Origin of the sequence: Enterococcus sp. UD-01 (assembly GCF_044909655.1) — a bacterium.
Taxonomy (GTDB): Bacteria; Bacillota; Bacilli; order Lactobacillales; family Enterococcaceae; genus Enterococcus_L.
Map to the genome: position 1 here is coordinate 150,867 of NZ_JBIYEU010000005.1, position 22,794 is coordinate 173,660.

16 protein-coding genes and 1 riboswitch are annotated in these 22,794 nt (G+C 39.2%); of the genes, 14 read left to right on the forward strand and 2 right to left on the reverse strand.

What is annotated here, in order from left to right:
• The first annotated feature begins 2 nt into the window (after positions 1 to 2).
• Positions 3 to 593: a YtxH domain-containing protein gene (locus ABH902_RS06640; protein ID WP_404589772.1), complete on the forward strand. Its 591-nt coding sequence runs from the start codon at positions 3 to 5 to the stop codon at positions 591 to 593.
• Between the two features lie 178 nt (positions 594 to 771).
• Here the strand turns inward: ABH902_RS06640 and ABH902_RS06645 are convergent, their stop codons facing one another.
• Complete coding sequence (locus tag ABH902_RS06645) at positions 772 to 1,872, reverse strand: aminopeptidase P family protein (RefSeq protein ID WP_404589774.1); 1,101 nt, start codon at positions 1,870 to 1,872, stop codon at positions 772 to 774.
• 209 nt (positions 1,873 to 2,081) lie between these two features.
• On the opposite strand from ABH902_RS06645, the gene ccpA reads away from it, so the two are divergent.
• A complete protein-coding gene (ccpA, locus tag ABH902_RS06650) occupies positions 2,082 to 3,083 on the forward strand; it encodes a catabolite control protein A (protein WP_404589775.1) in 1,002 nt (333 codons plus the stop codon).
• Positions 3,084 to 3,171: 88 nt separating this feature from the next.
• Here ccpA and ABH902_RS06655 read toward each other — a convergent pair whose 3' ends face one another.
• Positions 3,172 to 5,598 (reverse strand): transglycosylase domain-containing protein, encoded by a 2,427-nt coding sequence (locus ABH902_RS06655; protein WP_404589777.1) that lies wholly within the window; start codon positions 5,596 to 5,598, stop codon positions 3,172 to 3,174.
• A gap of 207 nt (positions 5,599 to 5,805) precedes the next feature.
• On the opposite strand from ABH902_RS06655, the gene tyrS reads away from it, so the two are divergent.
• The 12 genes from tyrS to ABH902_RS06715 all read left to right on the forward strand — a co-directional run bounded on the left by tyrS (position 5,806) and on the right by ABH902_RS06715 (position 22,761).
• Positions 5,806 to 7,068 (forward strand): tyrosine--tRNA ligase, encoded by a 1,263-nt coding sequence (gene tyrS, locus ABH902_RS06660; protein WP_404589779.1) that lies wholly within the window; start codon positions 5,806 to 5,808, stop codon positions 7,066 to 7,068.
• Positions 7,069 to 7,229: 161 nt separating this feature from the next.
• Positions 7,230 to 7,892 (forward strand): YdeI/OmpD-associated family protein, encoded by a 663-nt coding sequence (locus tag ABH902_RS06665; protein WP_404589780.1) that lies wholly within the window; start codon positions 7,230 to 7,232, stop codon positions 7,890 to 7,892.
• 62 nt (positions 7,893 to 7,954) lie between these two features.
• Entirely contained in the window at positions 7,955 to 8,848 is an 894-nt protein-coding gene (locus ABH902_RS06670; protein ID WP_404589781.1) for a deoxyribonuclease IV, read from the forward strand.
• 218 nt (positions 8,849 to 9,066) lie between these two features.
• On the forward strand, positions 9,067 to 9,288 hold the full coding sequence (locus tag ABH902_RS06675) for a YneF family protein (protein ID WP_404589783.1): 222 nt from the start codon (positions 9,067 to 9,069) through the stop codon (positions 9,286 to 9,288).
• Between the two features lie 158 nt (positions 9,289 to 9,446).
• Positions 9,447 to 11,198, forward strand: a complete 1,752-nt coding sequence (locus ABH902_RS06680; RefSeq protein ID WP_404589784.1) for an ABC transporter ATP-binding protein — start codon at positions 9,447 to 9,449, stop codon at positions 11,196 to 11,198.
• Entirely contained in the window at positions 11,198 to 12,979 is a 1,782-nt protein-coding gene (locus tag ABH902_RS06685; protein WP_404589785.1) for an ABC transporter ATP-binding protein, read from the forward strand. The genes ABH902_RS06680 and ABH902_RS06685 overlap by 1 nt, the downstream gene beginning before the upstream one ends.
• 254 nt (positions 12,980 to 13,233) lie before the next feature.
• A complete protein-coding gene (locus tag ABH902_RS06690) occupies positions 13,234 to 14,661 on the forward strand; it encodes a MucBP domain-containing protein (RefSeq protein ID WP_404589787.1) in 1,428 nt (475 codons plus the stop codon).
• 236 nt (positions 14,662 to 14,897) lie between these two features.
• Positions 14,898 to 15,830 carry a thioredoxin-disulfide reductase gene (trxB, locus tag ABH902_RS06695; RefSeq protein WP_404589841.1) on the forward strand — a complete coding sequence of 311 codons (933 nt, stop codon included), beginning with the start codon at positions 14,898 to 14,900 and terminating at the stop codon, positions 15,828 to 15,830.
• Between the two features lie 115 nt (positions 15,831 to 15,945).
• Positions 15,946 to 16,323, forward strand: coding sequence for a DUF6483 family protein (locus ABH902_RS06700; protein WP_404589788.1), 378 nt, complete (start codon positions 15,946 to 15,948; stop codon positions 16,321 to 16,323).
• A gap of 73 nt (positions 16,324 to 16,396) precedes the next feature.
• Positions 16,397 to 16,565: riboswitch (M-box (ykoK) riboswitch) on the forward strand.
• Positions 16,566 to 17,494: 929 nt separating this feature from the next.
• Positions 17,495 to 20,107, forward strand: coding sequence for a magnesium-translocating P-type ATPase (gene mgtA / locus ABH902_RS06705; protein ID WP_404589790.1), 2,613 nt, complete (start codon positions 17,495 to 17,497; stop codon positions 20,105 to 20,107).
• Between the two features lie 558 nt (positions 20,108 to 20,665).
• Positions 20,666 to 21,781: a pyruvate dehydrogenase (acetyl-transferring) E1 component subunit alpha gene (pdhA, locus tag ABH902_RS06710; protein WP_404589791.1), complete on the forward strand. Its 1,116-nt coding sequence runs from the start codon at positions 20,666 to 20,668 to the stop codon at positions 21,779 to 21,781.
• A gap of 2 nt (positions 21,782 to 21,783) precedes the next feature.
• Positions 21,784 to 22,761 (forward strand): alpha-ketoacid dehydrogenase subunit beta, encoded by a 978-nt coding sequence (locus ABH902_RS06715; protein WP_404589792.1) that lies wholly within the window; start codon positions 21,784 to 21,786, stop codon positions 22,759 to 22,761.
• Positions 22,762 to 22,794 lie beyond the last annotated feature (33 nt).

Sequence of the window (22,794 nt, forward strand, 5' to 3'; positions counted from 1 at the left end):
ACATGGCTAAAAAAGGCGGATTTTTCTTAGGAGCAATCATCGGAGGAACAGCAGCAGCTGTTGCAGCACTTCTATTAGCACCAAAATCAGGGAAAGAATTACGTGAAGATTTATCCAACCAAGCAGATGATCTAAAAGATAAGGCATCTGATTATACCGATTATGCAATGCAAAAAGGATCTGAATTATCATCTATCGCCAAAGAAAAAGCAAGTATGCTAGGAGATCAAGCAGGTGATTTAGCAAGTAATGTCAAAGGCAAAACGAAAGAATCTCTGAATAAAGCACAAGATTCTTCAGATAATGTTTTAGAATCCTTCAAACAACAAACAAGTGATTTAAACAATCACTTCAAAAAAGCAGCAAAAGATGTCAACCATCAAATGGATGACTTAGGCGCAGTTGCAGAAGATGCATCAGACGATATCTTCATCGATGTTAAAGACTCTGCTAGAAAAGCCAAGGAAACTGTTTCAGAAGGCGTTGCAGAAGCCAAAGAAACAACAAAAGATGTACCGCAAAAGGCTGCGGAGGCAAAAGCAGATATGAAGCATGCTGCTAAAGAAACTGCAGCTGATTTAAAAGGAAAATAATGCTAAAGTGGGCGGGACAAAACTATTTTTTAGTTTTGTCCCGCCCACTACTTATGAATAAACGGTGGCTCAAAGTCAGGTTCTTCGGCAATTTCATAAAAGTCGATCAATATAAAAAGCATATTGGTCGTCTTTTACTCCAATTGCTCGAACCTAAACGACTTTTGGCTCAACCTCTTTAGTGAAGAACTAAAAGATCTTTTGATGTCTTCGTGAAGGCTTCGCAGCCATTTTTAGTTACGTGCAGACAATCTTCAATACGAACGCCGACTTTACCTGGAATATAGATTCCTGGTTCAATAGAAAAGCACATGCCTTCTTCAATGACAAGATCATTGCCGGTTATTAAGGACGGATATTCGTGAACAGTTGTACCGATACCATGGCCTAAGCGATGGTTGAAGTATTCTCCATAACCATAGCCACTGATGACATCGCGTGCTACTTCATCCAATTCACCGGCGGTAATCCCCGGTTTAACAGCATCCATTGCTTTTAATTGGGCTTCTAAAACAATGTTATAGATCTCTTTTTGAAAATCAGTTGGTTCTTTGTAAGCAACCGTTCTTGTCACGTCACTACAATAGCCGTTCCAGACCACGCCAAGGTCAAATAAAACCAAGTCGCCGTCAGCAACAGCAGTATTTCCAGGAGCGCCATGAGGACTGGCCGCATTTTTTCCTGTGAGAACCAAGGTATCAAAGCTCATTGAACGAACGCCCTTGCGTTTTAATTGATATTCAATTTCAGCTAAAATTTCTTGTTCCTTTACACCAGCTGCAATAGCTTTAAAGCCGATTTCTAAAGCGACATCCGCCCAATCGCCAGCAGCCATTAATTTGCTGATTTCATCTGGTGTTTTTTGTAATTGGAGCTTTTCGATTACAGGAGTTACATTGGCGCTAAAGTCACTGTTAGTAAAATATTGAGTGAGAATGTCGTAACGAGCAACTGTTAAGGCTTCTTTTTCAGTTGCAATTTTTTTCGGGATGCCCTGTTGTTGAATCAAGTCAGCAATCTTCTGCCAAGGATTTTCGCTGTCAAGATACCCGTAGACGGGATAAGACCATGAGCTGTTTTCCGCATCTTCTATTTCCAAAGCGGGCGTAAATAAAAAGGGCTCATGATTCAAAGGAATAAACAAGGCTAAAACACGTTCGTGAGGATCACTTTCGTAGCCAGAGAAATAGGCAATATGTCCTGGGTCGCTGATGTAGGTTAACTCAATCCCTTCAGTATTCATCCAGTTTTTTAGATCATTCATCTTTTCTTGGTTCATAAATATCCTTCTTTCTGCAAAGGTAATGGTAAATATGTTCCTATCATACCATGAAATGACTTAAAGTGCTTTTTGAAATCAATAGTAAATTTTCATGAAAACTGGATAAAACGGTTGCAAAAACAGATAAATTCTGCTATCCTAATAAAGAAATGTAAACAGCGTTTTCAGAAAATGAAGACAAATATGATTATAATAGGAGAATAAGCATGGAAAAACAAACAATTACGATTTATGATGTTGCGCGTGAAGCAAATGTGTCGATGGCAACGGTCTCTCGTGTAGTTAATGGGAATCCGAATGTGAAACCAGCAACACGTAAAAAGGTTTTAGAAGTTATTGATCGTCTCGATTATCGTCCTAACGCTGTTGCTCGTGGTTTGGCAAGTAAAAAGACAACGACAGTAGGGGTTATTATTCCCGATGTCAGCAATATCTTTTTCGCTTCATTAGCCCGTGGTATTGATGATGTAGCAACGATGTACAAATATAATATAATTTTGGCCAATTCTGACGGTAATGATCAAAAAGAGGTCAATGTATTAAATAATCTATTAGCAAAACAAGTGGACGGAATCATCTTTATGGGTCACCATATTACAGACGAAATCCGCGGTGAATTTTCACGCTCAAAAACACCTGTGGTTTTAGCGGGTTCTATTGATCCGGATGAACAGGTTGGCAGCGTAAATATTGATTATACAGAAGCAACAAAAGATGCTACGACGATCTTAGCGAAAAATGGCAATAAAAAGATTGCTTTTGTCAGCGGTGCATTAATTGATCCGATTAACGGTCAAAACCGTATGAAAGGTTATAAAACAGCGCTAAAAGAAAATGGCTTAACCTATAACGAAGGTCTGATCTTTGAATCTGAATATAAATTTAAAGACGGAATCAACTTAGCTGAACGTGTTCGCAACAGTGGAGCAACAGCTGCTTATGTTACTGATGATGAATTAGCTATTGGTTTATTGGACGGCATGATCGATGCTGGTGTCAAAGTACCAGAGGAATTTGAAATCATTACCAGCAATAACTCGTTACTGACAGAGGTTTCACGTCCGCGTCTTTCAAGCGTAACACAGCCTTTATATGATATCGGTGCAGTAGCGATGCGTTTATTAACAAAATTGATGAACAAAGAAGAAATCGAAGATAAAACAGTCGTTTTACCTTATGGCTTAGATCAAAAAGGCTCTACCAAATAAGGAAATTCTCTGACAAACTGCGTCTTAAAAGTTTGCCACTAAAAAAGGAACCAAGTGCTACCGTTGACTACGGGCACTCGGTTCCTTTTTAATTGTTTGGTTTACTGGAAGAAGGTGTTGTATTTTCCTTTTTCTCGTCTTTTTTCTCTGAAGAAGAAGGCGTCGTCGTGTTTGATGATGACGGTGTTGTAGGATTAGTAGTTATATAACGTCCCCAGTATGCATTGTAATTAGCATCTGTTCCGCCGTAACCAAATTTGTATTGGCTTTTCGGAGCGCCGTTTTTCGCATAAAGAGATTCAGTTCCTGAATCAGAGACGGTATAGGTTCCGCCGTTATAGGTAAAGGTTCCGGGGCGTTCCCCTGTAAAGCTGGAAACCTTAGATTTAATGACATCTTTTGATAAAGTGAATTTCTGTCCAACGCCGAATAAATCAGGGCGAACAGAGTAAATGGCATTGGTTAGGTTCGCGAGATAGGTACTATTGTGATCACCACTATTTGGACTCATGGCAACCGGAATGTCGTAGCCAGCCCAAGAGCTTAACGTAACAGTTGGTGTAGAAACCACTAGCCAGGCATCTTTGTAGAAGCTCGTTGTTCCTGTTTTACCGACCCAGTCAACATTTGCCAAATCAGGATTTAAGCCGCTGACCAGACTTTTGTATTGTGTGGTAATCTTTGAATCTAGGACAGAACGCATCAGATCATTCATAATGGAAGCTGTTGCCTCTGAATAAACTTGTACTGGAGCATCTTGATGCTGGTAAATTACGTCACCTTTAGAGTCGGTAATCTTATCAATCATGTAACCTTTTTGATATTTTCCGCCGTTGGCCAATGTTTGGAAGCCATTGGTTTGAGTTAAAACAGTAGTCTCAACTGAACCTAACGGCGCTGATTGATACGCCCAGCCAGGATCCGCCGGATAATTCATTTTACTTAGATAATTGTTGTAAGAAAAATTATCATCGCCCATTTGTTTTTTCATTGCTTCATTTAAATGGTAAACCGGAATATTATAGGACCATTCCAATGCATAGCGTACAGTATCAAAGGTATTCGTTCCTGAATTCGTCGCGTTTGTTAGCTCACCGCCGCCTTCGTAAGAAGTTGGATAATTGGCTAAGCGACTTTCTGAACCGATCATCCCTTGATCAATAGCAGGACCATATACAGAGATTGGCTTAATCGTAGAACCGACTTGGCGTACTGTATTCAGCGCATGATTACTTTGACTGACATTGTAGTCACGTCCGCCGATAAAACCGATAATGCGCCCTGTCTTGTTATCCATCAGGACATTGCCGGTTTCAACCATGCCAGTGCCATAGCCGTCATCCAGCATATAGCCATAGGTTGCTACAGCATTTTGCATGGTGTCATACACGGTTTTGTCAATGGTTGAATGAATGGTATAGCCGCGACTTTGAATTTCTTTACGGGCTTGTTCTTCATATTGTTCCAGTCCTAAATCATCCAAGTCCGCTTTTTTTACGCCTGCTTTTTCGATATTTATATCCATCACTGTCTTAACAGCTTCATCTAATACCGCATAATATAAATAGCCTTCTGTGTTTTGATTTGATGCTTGCTGAGGCTGAAAATCTTGTTTTAAATCGTATTTTTTGGCTTCTTCGTATTCCTTTTTCGTAATTGCTTTTTCGCGATACATACTGAATAAAACAAAGTCTTTCCGTTTCATTCCGTATGCTAGGTTTTCATCGCTTTTTAATTCACCAGTATTTGTATAAGGTGTATAAACAATTGGACTTTGCGGCAGACCGGCGATAAAAGCTGCTTGAGGCAAGGTCAGATCGTTCGCGCTTTTTCCAAATAGCCCTTTTGCTGCTTCTTCAACTCCGGCAATATTTTCGCCTTTATTGTTCCGTCCAAAAGGAGAAACGTTCAGATAGGTAGTCACAATCTCATCTTTTGAGAAGAACTTTTCAATCCGATAAGCTAAAAGAATTTCATTGGCTTTGCGTTTAAAGGTCGTTTCGTCCGTTAAAATCTGCTGTTTCACTAATTGCTGCGTCAACGTCGACCCCCCGGAAGAGCCGATACCGGTCGCTTCAGAAATTAAGGCCCGAACGACTGCTTTAGGTACCACGCCTTTGTGTTCTTCAAAATATTCATCCTCTGTGGAAATAATCGCTTTTTTGAGTAAAGGAGAAATTTGGTTGCTGTCCACCCGTGTTCTGATGAGATCGGATTTAATTTTAGCGATATTCGTCCCATCTGCATAAGTCATCTGAGAAACTTCAGCAATATCAGTTATTTGTTTTTGCAGCTCTTCTTTTGTCGGTGGTTGTGTGTCATGCACTAAATAAGCAAAGTAGCCGACACCAACACCCACACCCAAAGCACCGCCTAAAAGCAGCATCACTGCAAGAAAAATAAACAAAGACTGCATGACACGAATAACGACATTTATGATCAAAAAAATCTTCTTTTTCTCTGGTGCTTTATGTGATTGTTGTGTTGTTGATTGGGAATTATCCTGATTGTCCAAAAGCTTCACCTCGATAAAATGTCACATTACGTGATATTATAGCAAAAAAATGGACTGATGAACAGTTGTTCCATTTTTTCTACTATTTATTCAAAAAAACTTAAGCTTGATTCTTAGAATTTTTGGTTTGACTCTTTTATTTATAGTAAGAATCAGTTAAGATGAATAATGATAAGCATAAATGATAACGACATCGGAGGAAGATCAATGAAATCGGAATTTTTTGAAGAATTAAAAGCCCGCGGTCTAGTGCATCAGACAACGGATGAAGCGGCCTTAACCAAACAACTAAATGAAGAGTCCGTTAAATTATATATTGGGTTTGATCCTACAGCAGACAGCTTACATATTGGTCATTTGCTGCCAATTTTGACGCTGCGCCGGTTTCAGCAAAATGGGCATGTGCCGATTGCCCTCGTTGGCGGCGGAACAGGGATGATTGGCGATCCGTCTTTTAAAGATGCGGAGCGCAGTTTAAATACGTTGGATACTGTGAAAGAATGGTCTGCAAGTATTAAAGGTCAATTGTCTCGTTTTATTGATTTTGATGATCAAAACAATCCAGCTATTTTAGCAAATAATTACGATTGGCTGGGAGAAATTTCACTGATCGACTTTTTACGTGATGTTGGGAAAAACTTTACTATTAATTATATGATGAGTAAAGAAAGCGTGAAACGTCGGATTGAATCGGGCATTTCTTATACAGAATTCGCGTACCAGCTGTTGCAAGCTTATGATTTTCTAAAACTATATGATACACAAGGCTGTCTTTTACAATTAGGCGGCAGTGACCAGTGGGGCAATATCACTTCTGGAATAGAATTATTGCGCCGTGAGCGGGAAGTTCAAGGCTTTGGCTTAACGATGCCTTTAATTACGAAGGCAGATGGAACTAAGTTCGGTAAAACAGAAGGCAACGCGGTTTGGCTGGATGCTGAAAAGACTTCTCCTTATGAATTTTATCAGTTCTGGATTAATACAGATGATCGGGATGCCGTGAAATTCTTAAAATACTTTACGTTTTTATCCTTAGATGAAATTGCTGCGATTGAAGCAGAGTTTCAGGCAGCGCCAGAAAAACGCGCAGCTCAAAAAGCGTTAGCACAGGAAATCACCACACTTGTACATGGAAAAGAAGCCTATGAACAAGCGGTACGGATTTCTCAAGCGCTATTCAGCGGAGAAATTAAGCAGTTAAATGCACAGGAAATTGCTGAAGGATTCAAAGATGTCCCTACCTATGATGTGAAATCTGAGGATAATTTAAATATTGTTGAATTATTGGTTACCTCAAAAATTGAAGCATCGAAACGTCAGGCACGTGAGGATTTACAAAATGGCGCTATTTACATTAATGGTGAACGTGTGCAGGACACTGCGCTGGAATTATCCGAAGAGCATAAGATTGAAGGGCAATTTACGGTAGTGCGCCGCGGTAAGAAAAAATATTTCTTATTAAAATACTAAACAAACAGCTAAAGCTTGGGACATTACAACCATTGTCTCAAGCTTTAGCCATTAGTTAAAAAGATTTTTTGCGTGTTGGAGAAAGGCATATTCAATTACAGCCCATCTTTGTTATGCTAAAATAAAAAAGTGAGTCATTTTGATTAAGAAAAGGTGAACAAATGAAATCAATTGTGGAAAAATTAAAGTTAAGTAAATTCGAAAAACGTGTCGTTTTAAATAAACCAGAAGCACACTATTTGGCGGATTTACCGTCAGCGGAAACTGTTTTTCCGAAGCAGGCTGTTGATTTACTGTTTGTTTTTGTCCAGACAATGAAAGAATTTCAAGAAATTGTTGCAAAGGTTTCAGCAACAGCTGCTTTAAAAGAGCAAGGGATGTTGTATATTGCCTACCCGAAAAAAGGCAATCAAAAATATGAAACATTTGTGCATCGAGATGAAATTTTCCCAACATTGAAGGTCAGGGAAGAGGATGGTTATGTTGAAGGCACTACGTTGAAATTCAATCGCATGGTCAGCTTAGATGAAATATTCACTGTAGTAGGCATCAAAAATATGCCGAAGCAACAGAAGAAAACAACCGCAAGTGCTTCGGTAAAGGACTATATTTCCTTTCTTCCCGAAGTAGAAGCCATTGTGTCTGCAGATCCTGAGGTACAGGCCTTTTATCATCAGCTCACACCGGGGTATAAGAAAGAGTGGGCTCGTTATATTTTTAGCGCAAAGCAAGCAGCTACGCAAGAAAAACGCAAAGCAGAAATGCTGACAATTTTGAAGCAAGGGTATAAAACGAAAGCGTTGTATCAACAGGGCAAGAAGTAAAAATTGCGAGTTTTCATCGTTATAAATTCAAAACATGAAAGTAAAATATTAGGAGGAACCACATGTTATTAGGGTCACACGTAAGTATGAGCGGCAAGAAAATGTTATTAGGTTCTGCGGAAGAAGCGGCAAGCTACGGATCAACAACCTTTATGATCTATACGGGAGCACCGCAAAATACTCGGCGCAAACCAATTGAAGAGATGAATATTGAAGCTGGGCAGCAGTTTATGAAGGAACATCATTTGTCTAATATTGTTGTTCACGCACCGTATATCATTAATTTAGGGAATACCGTCAAAGTAGAAAACTTTGGGTTTGCCACCGCTTTTTTACGTCAGGAAATTGAGCGGGCACAGGCTTTAGGAGCGACGCAGATCACGCTGCATCCAGGCGCCCATGTAGGAGCTGGCGCAGAGGCCGGCTTGAAACAAATTATTAAAGGTCTGAACGAGGTACTTTGGAAAGAGCAGGTTCCCCAAATCGCGTTGGAAACAATGGCGGGAAAAGGCACTGAGCTGGGCCGAACGTTTGAAGAATTGGCTACGATTATTGAAGGTGTAACGCTAAATGAAAAATTATCCGTTACCTTGGATACTTGTCATACTAACGATGCTGGCTATAATGTAAAAGAAGATTTTGACGGCGTTTTGGAAGAATTTGACAAGATTATCGGTCTTGAGCGCTTGAAAGTGGTTCATGTGAATGATTCTAAAAACCCGCAAGGATCTCATAAAGATCGGCATGCCAATATTGGTTTTGGGACGATTGGCTTTGACGCCTTAAATAAAGTGGTTCATCATGAGAAGTTGGCAGAGCTGCCGAAAATTTTAGAAACGCCTTATGTAGGTGCAGATAAAAAGACTAGCAAGGCACCTTATGGCTACGAAATTGCCATGCTGAAGGCACAAGTATTCGATCCAGATTTATTAGAAAAAATTGAAGCACAAAAATAAGCAGTAACGTGAAAGCACAAAGGATAAATTTCTTGTGAGAAATCTGACAAAAGAGCTTTTCTTTTTGGCTTCTTTCTAGTAAAATGGTTTCTTGAGAGCAATAATAATGAGTTGTATCACTTAAATAAAAATGAGTAAGTTTTACAAGAGCTTTTATCTGACTGATTGAAAGATAAAACCTCTTCTTTAACTTTTCCAGATAGAAAGGAGCGCTACACATGTCAACAGGATTAGTAGTATTAATCGCGATTATCGCTTTATTATTGGGTGCAGTCGGAGGCTTTTTCCTTGCACGCAAATATATGCAGGACTATTTTAAAAAGAATCCTCCCGTTAATGAGGATATGTTACGAATGATGATGATGTCTATGGGACAAAAGCCTTCTGAAAAGAAGATACGTCAAATGATGCAGCAAATGAAGAACCAAAGCGACAAGTAAGTTCTTTTATGCTATTCAGAATTCAAAGAGGACAACGGGCTGATTTTTAGCCCGTTTTTTTTGTACTAATTTTTACAAAAGGAAGGGAGTTGGTTTACATGGATCAATCGAAAAAAGATGTGAGGTTACAGTAGTCAAGGAAGAAAAGGAGTAGATTTATGTCGATATTTAAAAAATTAGGCTGGTTTTTCAGGCAAGAGAAAAAAAGCTATTTTATTGGGGTTTTTGCCTTGGTTATGGTAGCACTTGTTCAGTTGATTCCACCGAAAGTAATTGGGATTGTAGTAGATAAAATTGCCGCCAAGGATTTTGCTGTTCAGTCTATTTTGTTTTGGGTAGGAATTTTAGTGGCTGCGGCAATTGCCCAGTATTGTTTGCGGTATGTTTGGCGGGCACATATTTGGGGAAGTGCGGCAAAGCTTGAGAAGACCTTGAGACGGCAATTGTTTCATCATTTCACTAAAATGGATAATCCCTTTTATCAAGCGCATCGAACGGGCGATTTGATGGCGCATGCGACGAATGATTTAAATGCGATTCAAAATGTGGCGGGATCAGGGATTTTGACCTTTGCAGATTCCTTTATTACCGGCGGTGCGACCATTGTTGCAATGATCTTATTTATTGATTGGCGTTTAACGCTGATTGCTTTAATACCGCTACCGCTTTTAGCTGTTATGTCAGGGTTTTTAGGCTCAAAATTGCACGATGCTTTTCGAGATTCACAAGCGGCATTTTCAACGATTAATGATAAAACGCAGGAAAGTATCACCGGTATGAAGGTCATTAAAACCTTTGGACAAGAAAAAGAGGATATTCAGGATTTCACTGAAAAGATTAATGATGCGATTATTAAGAATAAGCGTGTGAATTTTTTAGACGCGTTGTTTGATCCGTTTATTACATTAATCATTGGTATTTCCTATGTGCTAACTATTATTGTGGGTGGAAACTTTATTATGTCTGGAACGATTAGCATCGGACAACTGATTTCGTTTATTAGTTATATTGGCATGCTGATCTGGCCGATGTTTGCGATTGGTCGTTTGTTTAATGTATTGGAACGCGGCAACGCCAGTTATGACCGGGTTAATCTGCTGCTGCATGAAAAATCTCATATTATTGAAAGAAAAGAGGCTATTGCGTCACCGGCTAAAGGGGAGCTATCAGTTGCGATTTCTTCGTTCACGTATCCAAAGGAGGATCATGCAGCTTTAAGTCAGATTCACTTAGCAGTTAAAGAAGGTGAAACGCTGGGGCTTGTCGGTAAAACCGGCAGTGGGAAAACAACGCTTTTAAAGCTGTTGCTGCGTGAATATGATCATTATCAGGGACAAATTACTTTCGGAGGTCATGATATTAAGCAGTATACGCTGGATGCTTTGTTGGCTTCTATTGGGTATGTACCGCAGGATCACTTTTTATTTTCAATGACCATTCGGGATAATATTCGGTTTGCAGATCCCACTTTTTCACAGGAGAAGGTCGAGGCAGCGGCAGAAATGGCGTTTATTCACAATGAAATTGCCGCTTTTCCTAACGGCTATGACACACTAGTTGGCGAACGTGGGGTTTCTTTATCGGGCGGACAAAAGCAGCGTATTTCGATCGCCAGAGCCTTGATCGTTCAGCCGGAATTATTGATTTTAGATGATGCTTTATCAGCGGTGGATGCGAAAACAGAAGCAGCGATTTTAGCGAATTTAAAAGAAGCGCGTAAAGAAAAGACAACGATTATTGCCGCCCATCGATTAAGCAGTGTGATGCATGCAAAAGAGATTATTGTGTTGGATGAAGGCAAAATCATTGAACGTGGTACACACGATGAGCTGCTGCAATTAGGCGGCTGGTATAATCGAATGTGGGAGAAGCAGCAGTTGGAAGCTAAGATCGAAGGGAGTGAAGTCTAATGCAGGAGAATTATCAGTCAGAGTGGACAAAATCGGTTCCTATAAAAGAACAGGTATCCATAGTCAAACGCTTATTAAAATTTGCCAAGCCATTTCGCTGGACGTTTTTCGGAGCTATTTTTTTTGCTGTTATTTTATCGGTAATTAATGTACTGTTGCCGCGAATTATTCAGCATTTTATGGATAATTATTTGACGCCAAAAACGGCGACAATGCAAGTGATTTTATTTTTTGCCGGCTTGTATTTCTTTGGTGTACTGGTGAAAAGTGTCGTATGGTTTTTCCAATGGTTCTTGTATTCAATGGCATCATTAAAAACGTACCAGCATATTCGCGTGAAGCTTTTTGAAAAGCTGCAGACGTTAGGGATGCGTTATTTTGACCAGACGCCCGCAGGTTCGATTGTTTCCCGAGTGACTAACGATACGGAAACGTTGTTTGAATTTTGGTATGTCTTTTTAATGGTATTAACGGGCATTTTTGCAGTGATTTCTTCGTTTATCGGCATGTTTCAAATTCAGCGCAGTATTGCTTTTTATAATTTAATTTTCTTGCCAATTTTATTGATTGTTATCTGGTATTATCAAAAGTTTAGTTCCAAAATTTATCGTAGTATGCGGGAAAAGTTAAGCCAGCTGAATACGAAGCTAAATGAATACATTTCGGGAATGCAGATTATTCAGCAGTTTCGCCAAGAGCATCGTCTTGAAAAGGAGTTTGAAGCTACAAATCAGGATTATTTATTAACGCGCTTTTCAATGATTCGCACAAATTCATTGTTGCTTAGTCCGATTATTAATTTACTTTATACGTTAGCGGTCGGATTAACTTTGACTTTATTTGGCTATGATGCCCTGCATTCACCGATTGAAGTTGGTTTGATTTATGCTTTTGTGACGTATGTGCAGGAATTTTTTAATCCGATGACGCAAATGATGGATTTTTTAAGTGTCTTTACTGATGGAATGGTCGCGGGTAGTCGGATTTTGAAAATCTTCGATCATGAGGAGCTGACACCGCAGCAAAATCCGGGGGCCAACGCAGAAATTCTTCGCGGAAAAATCGAATTTCGCAACGTAAGTTTTTCTTATGACGGTCAAAATATGGTTTTGAAGGATATTAGTTTTGTCGCTAATCCGGGTGAAACGGTCGCTTTAGTTGGTCATACGGGCAGCGGCAAAAGCTCCATTATTAATGTGCTGATGCGTTTTTATGAGTTTTATGAAGGCGAAATTCTGATTGACGATCGTGATATTCGCGAGTATCCACTGACTGAGCTGAGAAAGAAATTAGGCTTGGTGCTGCAGGACGCCTTTATGTTTTATGGCGACATTGCTGGCAATATTCGCATGTTGAATCCAGAGATTACGGATGAGCAAATTCGGGAGGCGGCAGCCTTTGTACAAGCGGACAAATTCATTGAAACCTTGCCGAATACGTATCATGCCAAGGTGATTGAAAGAGGCGCCAGTTATTCAAGCGGTCAGCGTCAGTTGATTTCATTTGCTAGAACCATGGTAACAAATCCGAAAATTCTGGTTTTAGATGAAGCGACGGCGAATATTGATACGGAAACAGAAGGCTTAATTCAAGAAGGCTTGGCAAATATGCGACAGGGTCGAACGACGATTGCGATTGCTCACCGACTGTCAACCATACGTGATGCAGACCTCATTTTAGTGCTGGATAGAGGTCGGATTGTGGAGCGTGGCACGCACGAGCATTTGCTAGCGCAAAAGGGCTTGTACGCAGACATGTATAAGCTGCAAAGCAGCGAATAAATGGATGATAAAAAATAAATGCTTTATCTTGAGAGAAAAACAGCTTATGCTGTTTTTTTTTGTTTAAAATGAAGCATTTTTTTAGAATAAACGATAAAAAACATAAGAATGTTTGGTTTTATCATATAATTATTTTGCTTTTAGTCATAATTGATCTCTTTTTTTTTTTATAAATTTCTATTTTATTAAATATAAATGTGATAAAATTAATATAGTTTCATTTATATAAAAAGAAGATTAAGGAGAATTAAAAAATGATAAAGAAATTTAGGTTGACGTTGCTTGTTTTCTTTCTATTTTGCATGTTTTTTGGTAATACTCAAGTCGAGGCGAAAGAACAAGTATCCCAGCTGACGTTTGAACACATTTCTATTGGAGAACTTTCAACTGATCAGCAGAATCAATTAACGAAAGGTCAGCCACAAGGTATAGCTAAGGCCGACAAAGAGAGTTTTACCTTCGTTTATCAGCCAGTAAAAGTCGCTTCAAGTAATAGTTCTTCTACGCAGTTGCCTAAAACAAATGCTACGGACAATCGTTGGGCGTTGTTATTAGGGATAGGGCTGATTGTATTTGCATTTTTACTATTTCGTAAGAAGCGCAAGAGCGTAAGTCTACTTATTTTTGTTATTGCCGCTGGCGTTACTGGCACTAGTTCCATTGGCTATGCAGCACCTACTGCTTTAATACCTACTGTCGTACAAACAGTGGCAAAGGGTAGCGCAATTACTTATCAAGTGCCTGAAATTAGTGGTTATCAATACGTTGGTTATTTACTTTCTGAGAAAAATAATGAGGTGGTCAATCCAACAAGCAATGGTAAGGTGACGGTCGACTATTTAGATGAAGCCGGCAAACCATTAACCGAAGCAGTGATGTTAACAGGTATAATTGGAACGGAATATGATGCAGAACAAAAAGTATTTGCTGGATATGACTTTGTAAGTGTTACGGGAACCAGCAAAGGTCTTTTCACAGAATCTGAGCAGAAGATTACCTTTAATTATAAAAAAAGAACATCTCCGGTAGTTGTAGAAAACGGTGCCGTTACTTATAAATATCAAGATACAGATGGTGCAACGATCCATCCGGATGTAACTGCAGAAGGTAAAATTGGTGAAGCTATTCCGGAGAATAAACTAGAGATTTCGGGATATCGATATAACGCCACAATCAATGGAGCTAGTCAGACGTTTTCAAATGAACCTCAAGTGATTATCTATCAGTATCAAGCGCAAGGAAAGCTTTCCTTTAATTTAAAAATCCAAGAACCTTTTGCAGGTTCACCAATGTTTGATGTCAACGATTATATTAAGCAACGATTACCTCAAGGAGCGACGATTAATTCGTTTAATTTTGCTACACTCAATCCGGTAACTGAATTAAACGAAACAACGTTTACTACCTTAATCAACGGAGGTGCGGTAGAATTTATTGGAGATAAGGGAACAACTTTTGGTAGTATCACAGATAGCAGAAAAGATAATATTAACACGTTGCTGAATTACGCTAATACTCAGAAACTGAATATCCATTATAATTATAGCGATTCTTCCGGCACTGCTTTGGATGGAAATATTGTAATTGTCGCTGTTCGAAATGATCCAACAGCCATAGATAATTTGGAATTTGCAACCGATCAGTCAGTGACGATTGTACTAACAATTGGGGTACCTAATTAAATCAGAAAAGAGACGTAAACTGTTTTAAGGCAGTTTATGTCTTTTTTGGTGAACAGGTAACTGAGGTATTTTTACTTATTAAAAGTAAGTAAAAAGTGGATGTTTTCCTGGAGAAAGAATGCTATAATAAAAAAAGTAAATACAGTTTACTTTAGACTTTTAGGCAGAATGATAGACAAGCCAACTGTTAAGTTGTAAAGTAATTGTACTTGAAAAATTCGGAGGTAAACGAAATGATATATGATGTAATCGTGATTGGCGCAGGTCCTGCAGGGATGACAGCAGCGCTTTATGCATCCCGTTCTAACTTATCAGTATTGATGATTGAACGCGGGGCTCCTGGCGGACAAATGAATAATACGGCGGAAGTCGAAAACTATCCTGGTTTTGATTCTATTATGGGACCTGAACTAGCTTATAAAATGTATGAAAATGTCGAAAAGTTCGGCACAAAAAATGCCTATGGAATTGTTATGGACATTCAAGATCAAGGCAGCTATAAAGAAGTCATTTGTGAAGATCAAACCTATCAGGCTAAGACTGTCATTATTGCCACTGGCTGTGAGCATCGTAAATTAGGGGTCAAAGGGGAAGAAGAGTTCGCTGGTCGCGGTGTTTCTTATTGTGCGGTTTGTGACGGCGCCTTTTTCCGCAATAAAAAACTATTAGTTATTGGCGGCGGCGATTCTGCCGTAGAAGAAGCTATTTATTTGACACAGTTCGCTTCAGAAGTCGTCATCGTTCATCGCCGTGATGAATTACGTGCGCAAAAGATCATTCAAGATCGTGCATTTGCCAATGAAAAAATTTCCTTTGAATGGAACACGGTGTTGGAAGAAATTACAGGTAATGAGATGGTTGTTACTGGCGGTCAATTGAGAAACGTAATCACAAACGAAGTAAAAGAAGTTGCAGCAGATGGGATTTTCATTTATGTAGGACTTGATCCATTGACAGAACCTTTCAAAAAAGCCGGCTTAACAAATGCAGGCGGCTGGATTGAAACGGATCAGGATATGCGGACCACTATGCCGGGTGTGTTTGCTATTGGTGATGTTCGTGAAAAGACCTTACGTCAAATCACTACGGCTGTAGGTGAAGGCGGAATTGCCGGACAACAAGTCTACAAGTATATTGAAGACATGGCTGAAGTAGAAGAAGTGAAGTAACTCTTTCAAAGTTTAAGTAAAAAGCAGAAGCAAAGGGCTAAAAGCATTTTGTTTCTGCTTTTTTAGTGGTATGATTAATTTAACTAAAATAAGTTTAAAAAAGGGGTTGTTCTTTATGATGGAATATGAGAAAGATTGGTTTATGCGGCAAGTTAAAGCGGCTGTTTTTAATCCGTTTAAAAAGCCGCAGGAAGTCCAAATTATGCCGATGGTTTTTATTACGGATGAAGCAACTGGTGAAGAATATTCTGTGCCAATTCAGAACTATCTATTAGAGCTTATTTTAAAATTGAGAATTAACGAAGCAGAAAATCTTTTATATTCTAAATCAGAAGAAATGACGAATCAGTTATTTAATGAATTAGGTACATGGTTTTATGATTGTTTAGACAAACTGTCTGAAGAAGAACTAACACAAGGCTCCTTCACTAAAGCTGAGGTTGCACAGGGAAGAGCAGATCTTCAGCGTTTGACGAACACAACGGAAAAATGAGAAATTCATTGTAAATAATAAATACCTTTTGACAAAACAAGAAATATCAACTATTATAGTTACGGATAAAAAATTGAATAATTGTTAGGTGAGGCTCCTATATGGACACATGCTACTGCCGCGAAAGAATCGAGAGACTCTTAGTTGGTCGAACAGGAATGATCGTGAAGGTCATTCATAATGTAGCTGATAAGAAATTATCTACGCCCTATAGTGCTAAAGCTCAACGATAGAGAAACTTAATTAAGTTGTTATTTTAACGCACACTCTATTGTTGAGTGTGCGTTTTGTTTTGAATCACTACGATTGACTGCGAAGCAGACAGAGTAGATGATGAAAAATACTTGGCGACCAAAGGGAGCGAAGTTCCGCAAAAAGAAACCAGCAAGTTAATCCAAAAACTACGCTGGAAAAGTAAGTTAAGAAACTAACTGGTCAAATCACTACGATTGACTGCGAAGCAGACAGAGTAGATGATGAAAAATACTTGGCGACCAAAGGGAGCGAAGTTCCGCAAAAAGAAACCAGCAAGTTAATCCAAAAACTACGCCGGAAAAGTAAGTTAAGAAACTAACTGGTCAAATCACTACGATTGACTGCGAAGCAGATAGAGTAGATGATGAAAAATACTTGGCGACCAAAGGGAGCGAAGTTCCGCAAAAAGAAACCAGCAAGTTAATCCAAAAACTACGCTGGAAAAGTAAGTTAAGAAACTAACTGGTCAAATCACTACGATTGGCTGCGAAGCAGACAGAATAGATGATGAAAAATACTTGGCGACCAAAGGGAGCGAAGTTCCGTAAAAAGAAACCAGCAAGTTAATCCAAAAACTACGCCGGAAAAGTAAGTTAAGAAACTAATTGGTCAAATCACTACGATTGGCTGCAAAGCAGACAGAGTAAATGATGAAAAATACTTGGCGACCAAAGGAAGCGAAGTTCCGCAAAAAAGTTGAAATCAAAGCAACAAAAGATCCTTGCCAAACAATTATCCAATTGACAACAATCCATCGAAAAAACCAAAGAGAGGAAGATTTACATGGAAGATCCCAGTCAGAGTAGAACTAAAATAAATGTAGCTTTCATCTTGGAAACGATGGCATTGAGCAAGTAATTCCTTCTATCCAAGATGAAGCACGCTAGCGATAGCGCACATCTAGGAGGAAATAAATATGATGAACAAAAAAATAGCTGAAATGAAAAAAACAACGAAAGACCAAGAGCTAAGAAAATTAGCTATGCTCTCTGAAAGAGAGTTAATGATGGAGCTTAGAACCTCTGAAAAGGGCTTGTCGGAAGAAGATGCGAAGCATCGCTTGGAGGAATACGGTCCTAACGAGGTTTCAGCTCAAAAACCTACACCTGCAATTATTATGTTTTTAGAAGCATTTAAGGATCCTTTTGTTTATGTTTTGGCCTTATTAATGGTGGTTTCAATCGCGACCAAAGATTTTGAAGCGGCAATTGTGATGGGATTAATGATTTTAGCTAGTGTGGTCATTGCCTTTATTCAAGAATATCGGTCACAAAAAGCGAGCTTGAATTTAAAAGAACTCATTGAAAATACGGCGGCGGTAACACGGGAAGGGGAAACGAAAGAAATTCCAATGGACGAAGTCGTTCCCGGCGATATTGTCACGCTGGCCACAGGCGATATGGTGCCGGCAGATGCGGTTTTAATTTGGACTAAAGATTTATTTATTAATCAATCTTCTTTAACAGGAGAATCCATGCCGGTGGAAAAATTTGTGGAAGCGGGCGTTGATAAAAATCAAACAACTATTTCAGCGCTGGATATGCAGGATTTAGTTTTTATGGGCACGGATGTCCTCAGTGGCCAAGGAAAAGCCATTATTTTGAAAACAGGTCAAAATACCTTTTTCGGAGATATTGCTAAAAATGCCACAACGCAACGCGGTAAAACTTCTTTTGATATTGGTTTGACTAAAGTGAGTAAATTTTTACTGCGAATGGTCATGGTCTTGTTTCCTGTCGTTTTTTTAATCAACGGCTTAACCAAAGGAGAATGGGGCGAAGCATTTTTCTTTGCCATTGCAGTGGCGGTCGGCTTGACGCCTGAAATGTTGCCGATGATTGTAACCAGTAATTTAGCTAAAGGCGCGTTAAGTCTGTCTAAGCATAAGGTGATTGTGAAGGAATTACCTTCGATTCAAAATTTAGGCAGTATGGATATTCTTTGTACGGATAAAACAGGAACTATCACGGAAGATAGAGTTGTCTTGGTGCAGCATTTAGATCCGCTGGGAAAAATAAACAATCAAGTGCTGGATATGGCTTTTTTGAATTCTCATTATCAAACAGGCTGGAAAAATTTGATGGATATTGCTGTGATTAATTTTTATGAAGAAAATCATGTACAAAGTCCCTACCACACGATCACCAAGCTGGATGAAATTCCGTTTGACTTTTCCCGTCGTCGTTTAACTGTCGTGGTGAAGGCAGATGATCATCATTTCATGATTACCAAAGGTGCTGTGGAAGAAATGGAAGCGGTATGTACGCATGCGGAAATTGATGGTGAAATTGTGGCGTTAACTCCCGAGCTGCGGCAAAAAATGCGTGAAGTCAATGTTCGTATGAATGAACAAGGCATGCGGGCCATCGCTGTTGCGGTGAAAAAAGACGTGCATAGTGAAGCTGTTTATAGCGTGGAAGACGAGCAAGGTATGACTTTGCTGGGCTTTATGGGCTTTTTAGATCCAGCTAAAAAATCTGCTATTACCGCAATCAAATCTTTGCATGAGCATGGCGTCAATGTAAAAGTTTTAACCGGAGATAATGACATTGTTGCGAAAAAAGTTTGTCGTGATGTTGGAATTGAAGTAGCTCACGTGGTGCTGGGCTCTGACATTGATAATTTTTCAGATGAACAAATGAAAGAAGAAGTCGAAAAAACGAATTTATTTGCAAAACTGAATCCTATGCAAAAATCACGTATTATTGAAACGCTGCAGGCCAATGGTCATACTGTTGGTTTTATGGGTGACGGTATTAACGATGCACCAGCGCTGCGCAAAGCTGATGTCGGTATTTCAGTCGATACAGCGGCAGATATTACAAAAGATGCCAGTTCCATCATCTTGCTGGAAAAAAGCCTGAATGTATTGGAAGACGGCGTTATAGAAGGTAGAAAAGTTTTTAGCAACATGATGAAGTATATCAAAATTACAATGAGCTCCAATTTCGGAAATGTGTTCTCAATTCTCGTAGCCAGTGCGTTTTTACCATTTTTACCAATGGTTTCCATCCAATTGTTGATTCAAAATTTAGTCTATGATGTCGCTCAATTAGCTATTCCTTGGGATAATGTAGATGAAGAAGATTTGTTGAAACCTGTTCGTTGGGAAACAAACGGCTTAATGAAATTCACGCTGTGCATAGGTCCTGTCAGCAGTATCTTTGATATTATGACCTATGTGGTGATGTGGTTTGTCTTTAGTGCTAATACTGTCGGCAATCAGCAGCTATTCCAAACGGGTTGGTTTGTCGTGGGCTTAGTAAGTCAAACGTTAGTTGTGCAAATGGTACGTACCAGAAAATTACCGTTTATTCATAGTATTGCTTCACCCGGTGTAATTTTAGCCAGCTTAGGAGCAGTGGGCGTGGGTCTATTAATTGTCTTGACGCCAATCCGCGAAGTTTTCGACTTTGTGAAACTTCCTGCTAATTATTGGGGCTGGTTTATTTTAATCATTGTACTATATTTGATAACAGTCGAATTCGCAAAACGCTTGTATATTCGTCTAACCAAAGAGTGGATTTAAGCATTAAACCATAAAATAGTAGCCTTAAATTCAAAGGTAAATAAAATAATTGAAAAAAATAGTGAAAATAATATTTTGTGTAAATGCCGAATTATAAAAAACATCTTTTGCCTTTTATTCGGTTTAGTACGTAAAATTTATCGATGAAAAAAACATTATTCGTTTTTTTAGAGCGGAGTGGAAAATTCTTGGATTTTCTCTCTGCTCTTTTTTCTGTTTTTATGCAAACTCTATTTGTTTAAAGGTAAAAAAAGCTGTACCTTGATTTCTTCTGTAACATAACACGTTCGACAAAGACTATAACAGAGTTTTGGAGAATATCGATAGAAAGATGAGAATTTGTAAAACGTTTTATTCTTTGTGATTTTAATCACTATCCTTTGATATAAAAGGTTTTTAGGGTTTTGGACAAAACTTTTATAAATGAGGTCATTTTACTTGCTCTTTTAAACGATTAGTGATAATTTGTAAATGTAGTCGATAAAAAGTAATACAGTTTTCAATGCTGTTTTATTTTTTTCGAAAAAAAGAAACGTAACAGAGAGGATTGTGTGACAAATGGCAAAGGCAAAGAAACAAAAACCTATTGACTTTAACGCCCTTATGGAAGAAGTCAACGCTGATTTCCCGACATTTCAAGTGTTAGATAAAGACGGGAAAATCGTAAATGAAGCTGCTGTACCGGATTTATCAGATGACGAATTAGTAGAATTAATGACTCGGATGGTTTGGTCACGTGTCTTGGATCAACGCTCCACTGCATTGAACCGTCAAGGTCGCTTAGGCTTTTTCGCACCAACTGCTGGACAAGAAGCGAGTCAATTAGCAAGTCAATTTGCAATGGAAAAAGAAGATTATTTATTACCGGGCTATCGTGACGTACCACAACTTGTTCAACATGGCTTACCACTAACAGAAGCTTTCTTATGGTCTCGCGGACATGTTGCTGGTAACCACTATGCTCCTGAATTAAATGCGTTGCCACCGCAAATTATCATTGGTGCACAATACATTCAAGCTGCCGGCGTGGCTTTAGGCTTGAAAAAACGCGGCAAACAAAACGTTGTTTTCACTTATACTGGTGATGGCGGTTCTTCACAAGGGGACTTCTATGAAGCGATTAACTTTGCAGGTGCTTATCATGCAAATGGCGTGTTCATTATCCAAAACAATGGGTTTGCGATTTCAACACCGCGTGAAAAACAAACCGCAGCAAAAACACTTGCTCAAAAAGCAGTGGCAGCTGGAATTCCTGGTATTCAAGTAGACGGTATGGATCCATTGGCTGTTTATGCGATTGCTAAAGAAGCACGCGAATGGTCTGCAGCAGGTAATGGTCCGGTATTAATCGAAACATTAACGTATCGTTATGGTCCACATACACTATCCGGTGACGATCCAACCCGTTACCGTTCAAAAGACATGGATGACGAATGGGTACAAAAAGATCCATTAATTCGTTTCCGTAAATATCTTGAAGCTAAAGGCTTATGGTCTGAAGAAAAAGAAAACGAAGTAATTGAAAAAACAAAAGAAGAAATCAAAGTTGCAATCACAGAAGCTGATAAAGTTCCAAAACAAAAAGTTTCTGATTTCTTGAAGAACATGTTTGAAGTTCAACCACAAAATATCAAAGAACAAATTGCATTTTATGAAGCGAAGGAGTCGAAATAATCATGGCACAAAAAACAATGATCCAAGCAATTACAGATGCCTTAGCTCTTGAATTAGAGAAAGACGAAAATGTATTGATCTTCGGTGAAGATGTTGGTAAAAACGGCGGAGTTTTCCGTGCAACTGAAGGCTTACAAGAAAAATTTGGCGAAGACCGTGTTTTCGATACTCCTTTAGCAGAATCTGGAATCGGCGGTTTAGCATTTGGTTTAGCATTAGAAGGCTTCCGTCCTGTTCCGGAAATTCAATTCTTTGGTTTTGTCTTTGAAGCATTTGACGAAATCGTTGGACAAATGGCTCGTACACGTTATCGTATGGGCGGCACTCGTAATATGCCGATTACTGTTCGCGCACCTTTTGGCGGCGGCGTGCATACACCAGAGCTGCACTCAGATAACTTAGAAGGCTTAATTGCCCAATCACCAGGCGTTCGTGTGGTGATTCCATCAAATCCATATGATGCTAAAGGTTTACTAATTTCTTCTATTAGAAGTAATGACCCGGTTGTTTATTTAGAACATATGAAACTTTACCGTTCATTCCGTGAAGAGGTGCCAGATGAAGCTTACGAAGTACCTTTGGATAAAGCAGCAGTCACTCGTGAAGGAACAGATGTATCAATCATTACCTATGGTGCGATGGTTCGTGAAGCCATTAAAGCTGCTGACAGTTTAGCAAAAGACAATATTTCTGCTGAAATTATTGACTTGCGGACAGTCGCTCCTTTAGATGTGGAAACAATCATCAAATCAGTAGAAAAAACAGGACGTGTAGTGGTTGTTCAAGAAGCGCAAAAACAAGCAGGCGTTGGTGCGATGGTTGTTTCTGAAATTTCTGAACGTGCAGTCTTGTCATTGGAAGCGCCAATTGGCCGCGTATCTGCACCAGATACAGTCTTCCCATTTGGGCAAGCAGAAAACATTTGGTTGCCAAATGCCAAAGATATCGAAGCGAAAGCAAGAGAAATCGCAGAATTTTAATTAAACGCTGAAAAAGCTGTTGCCATCAGCTTG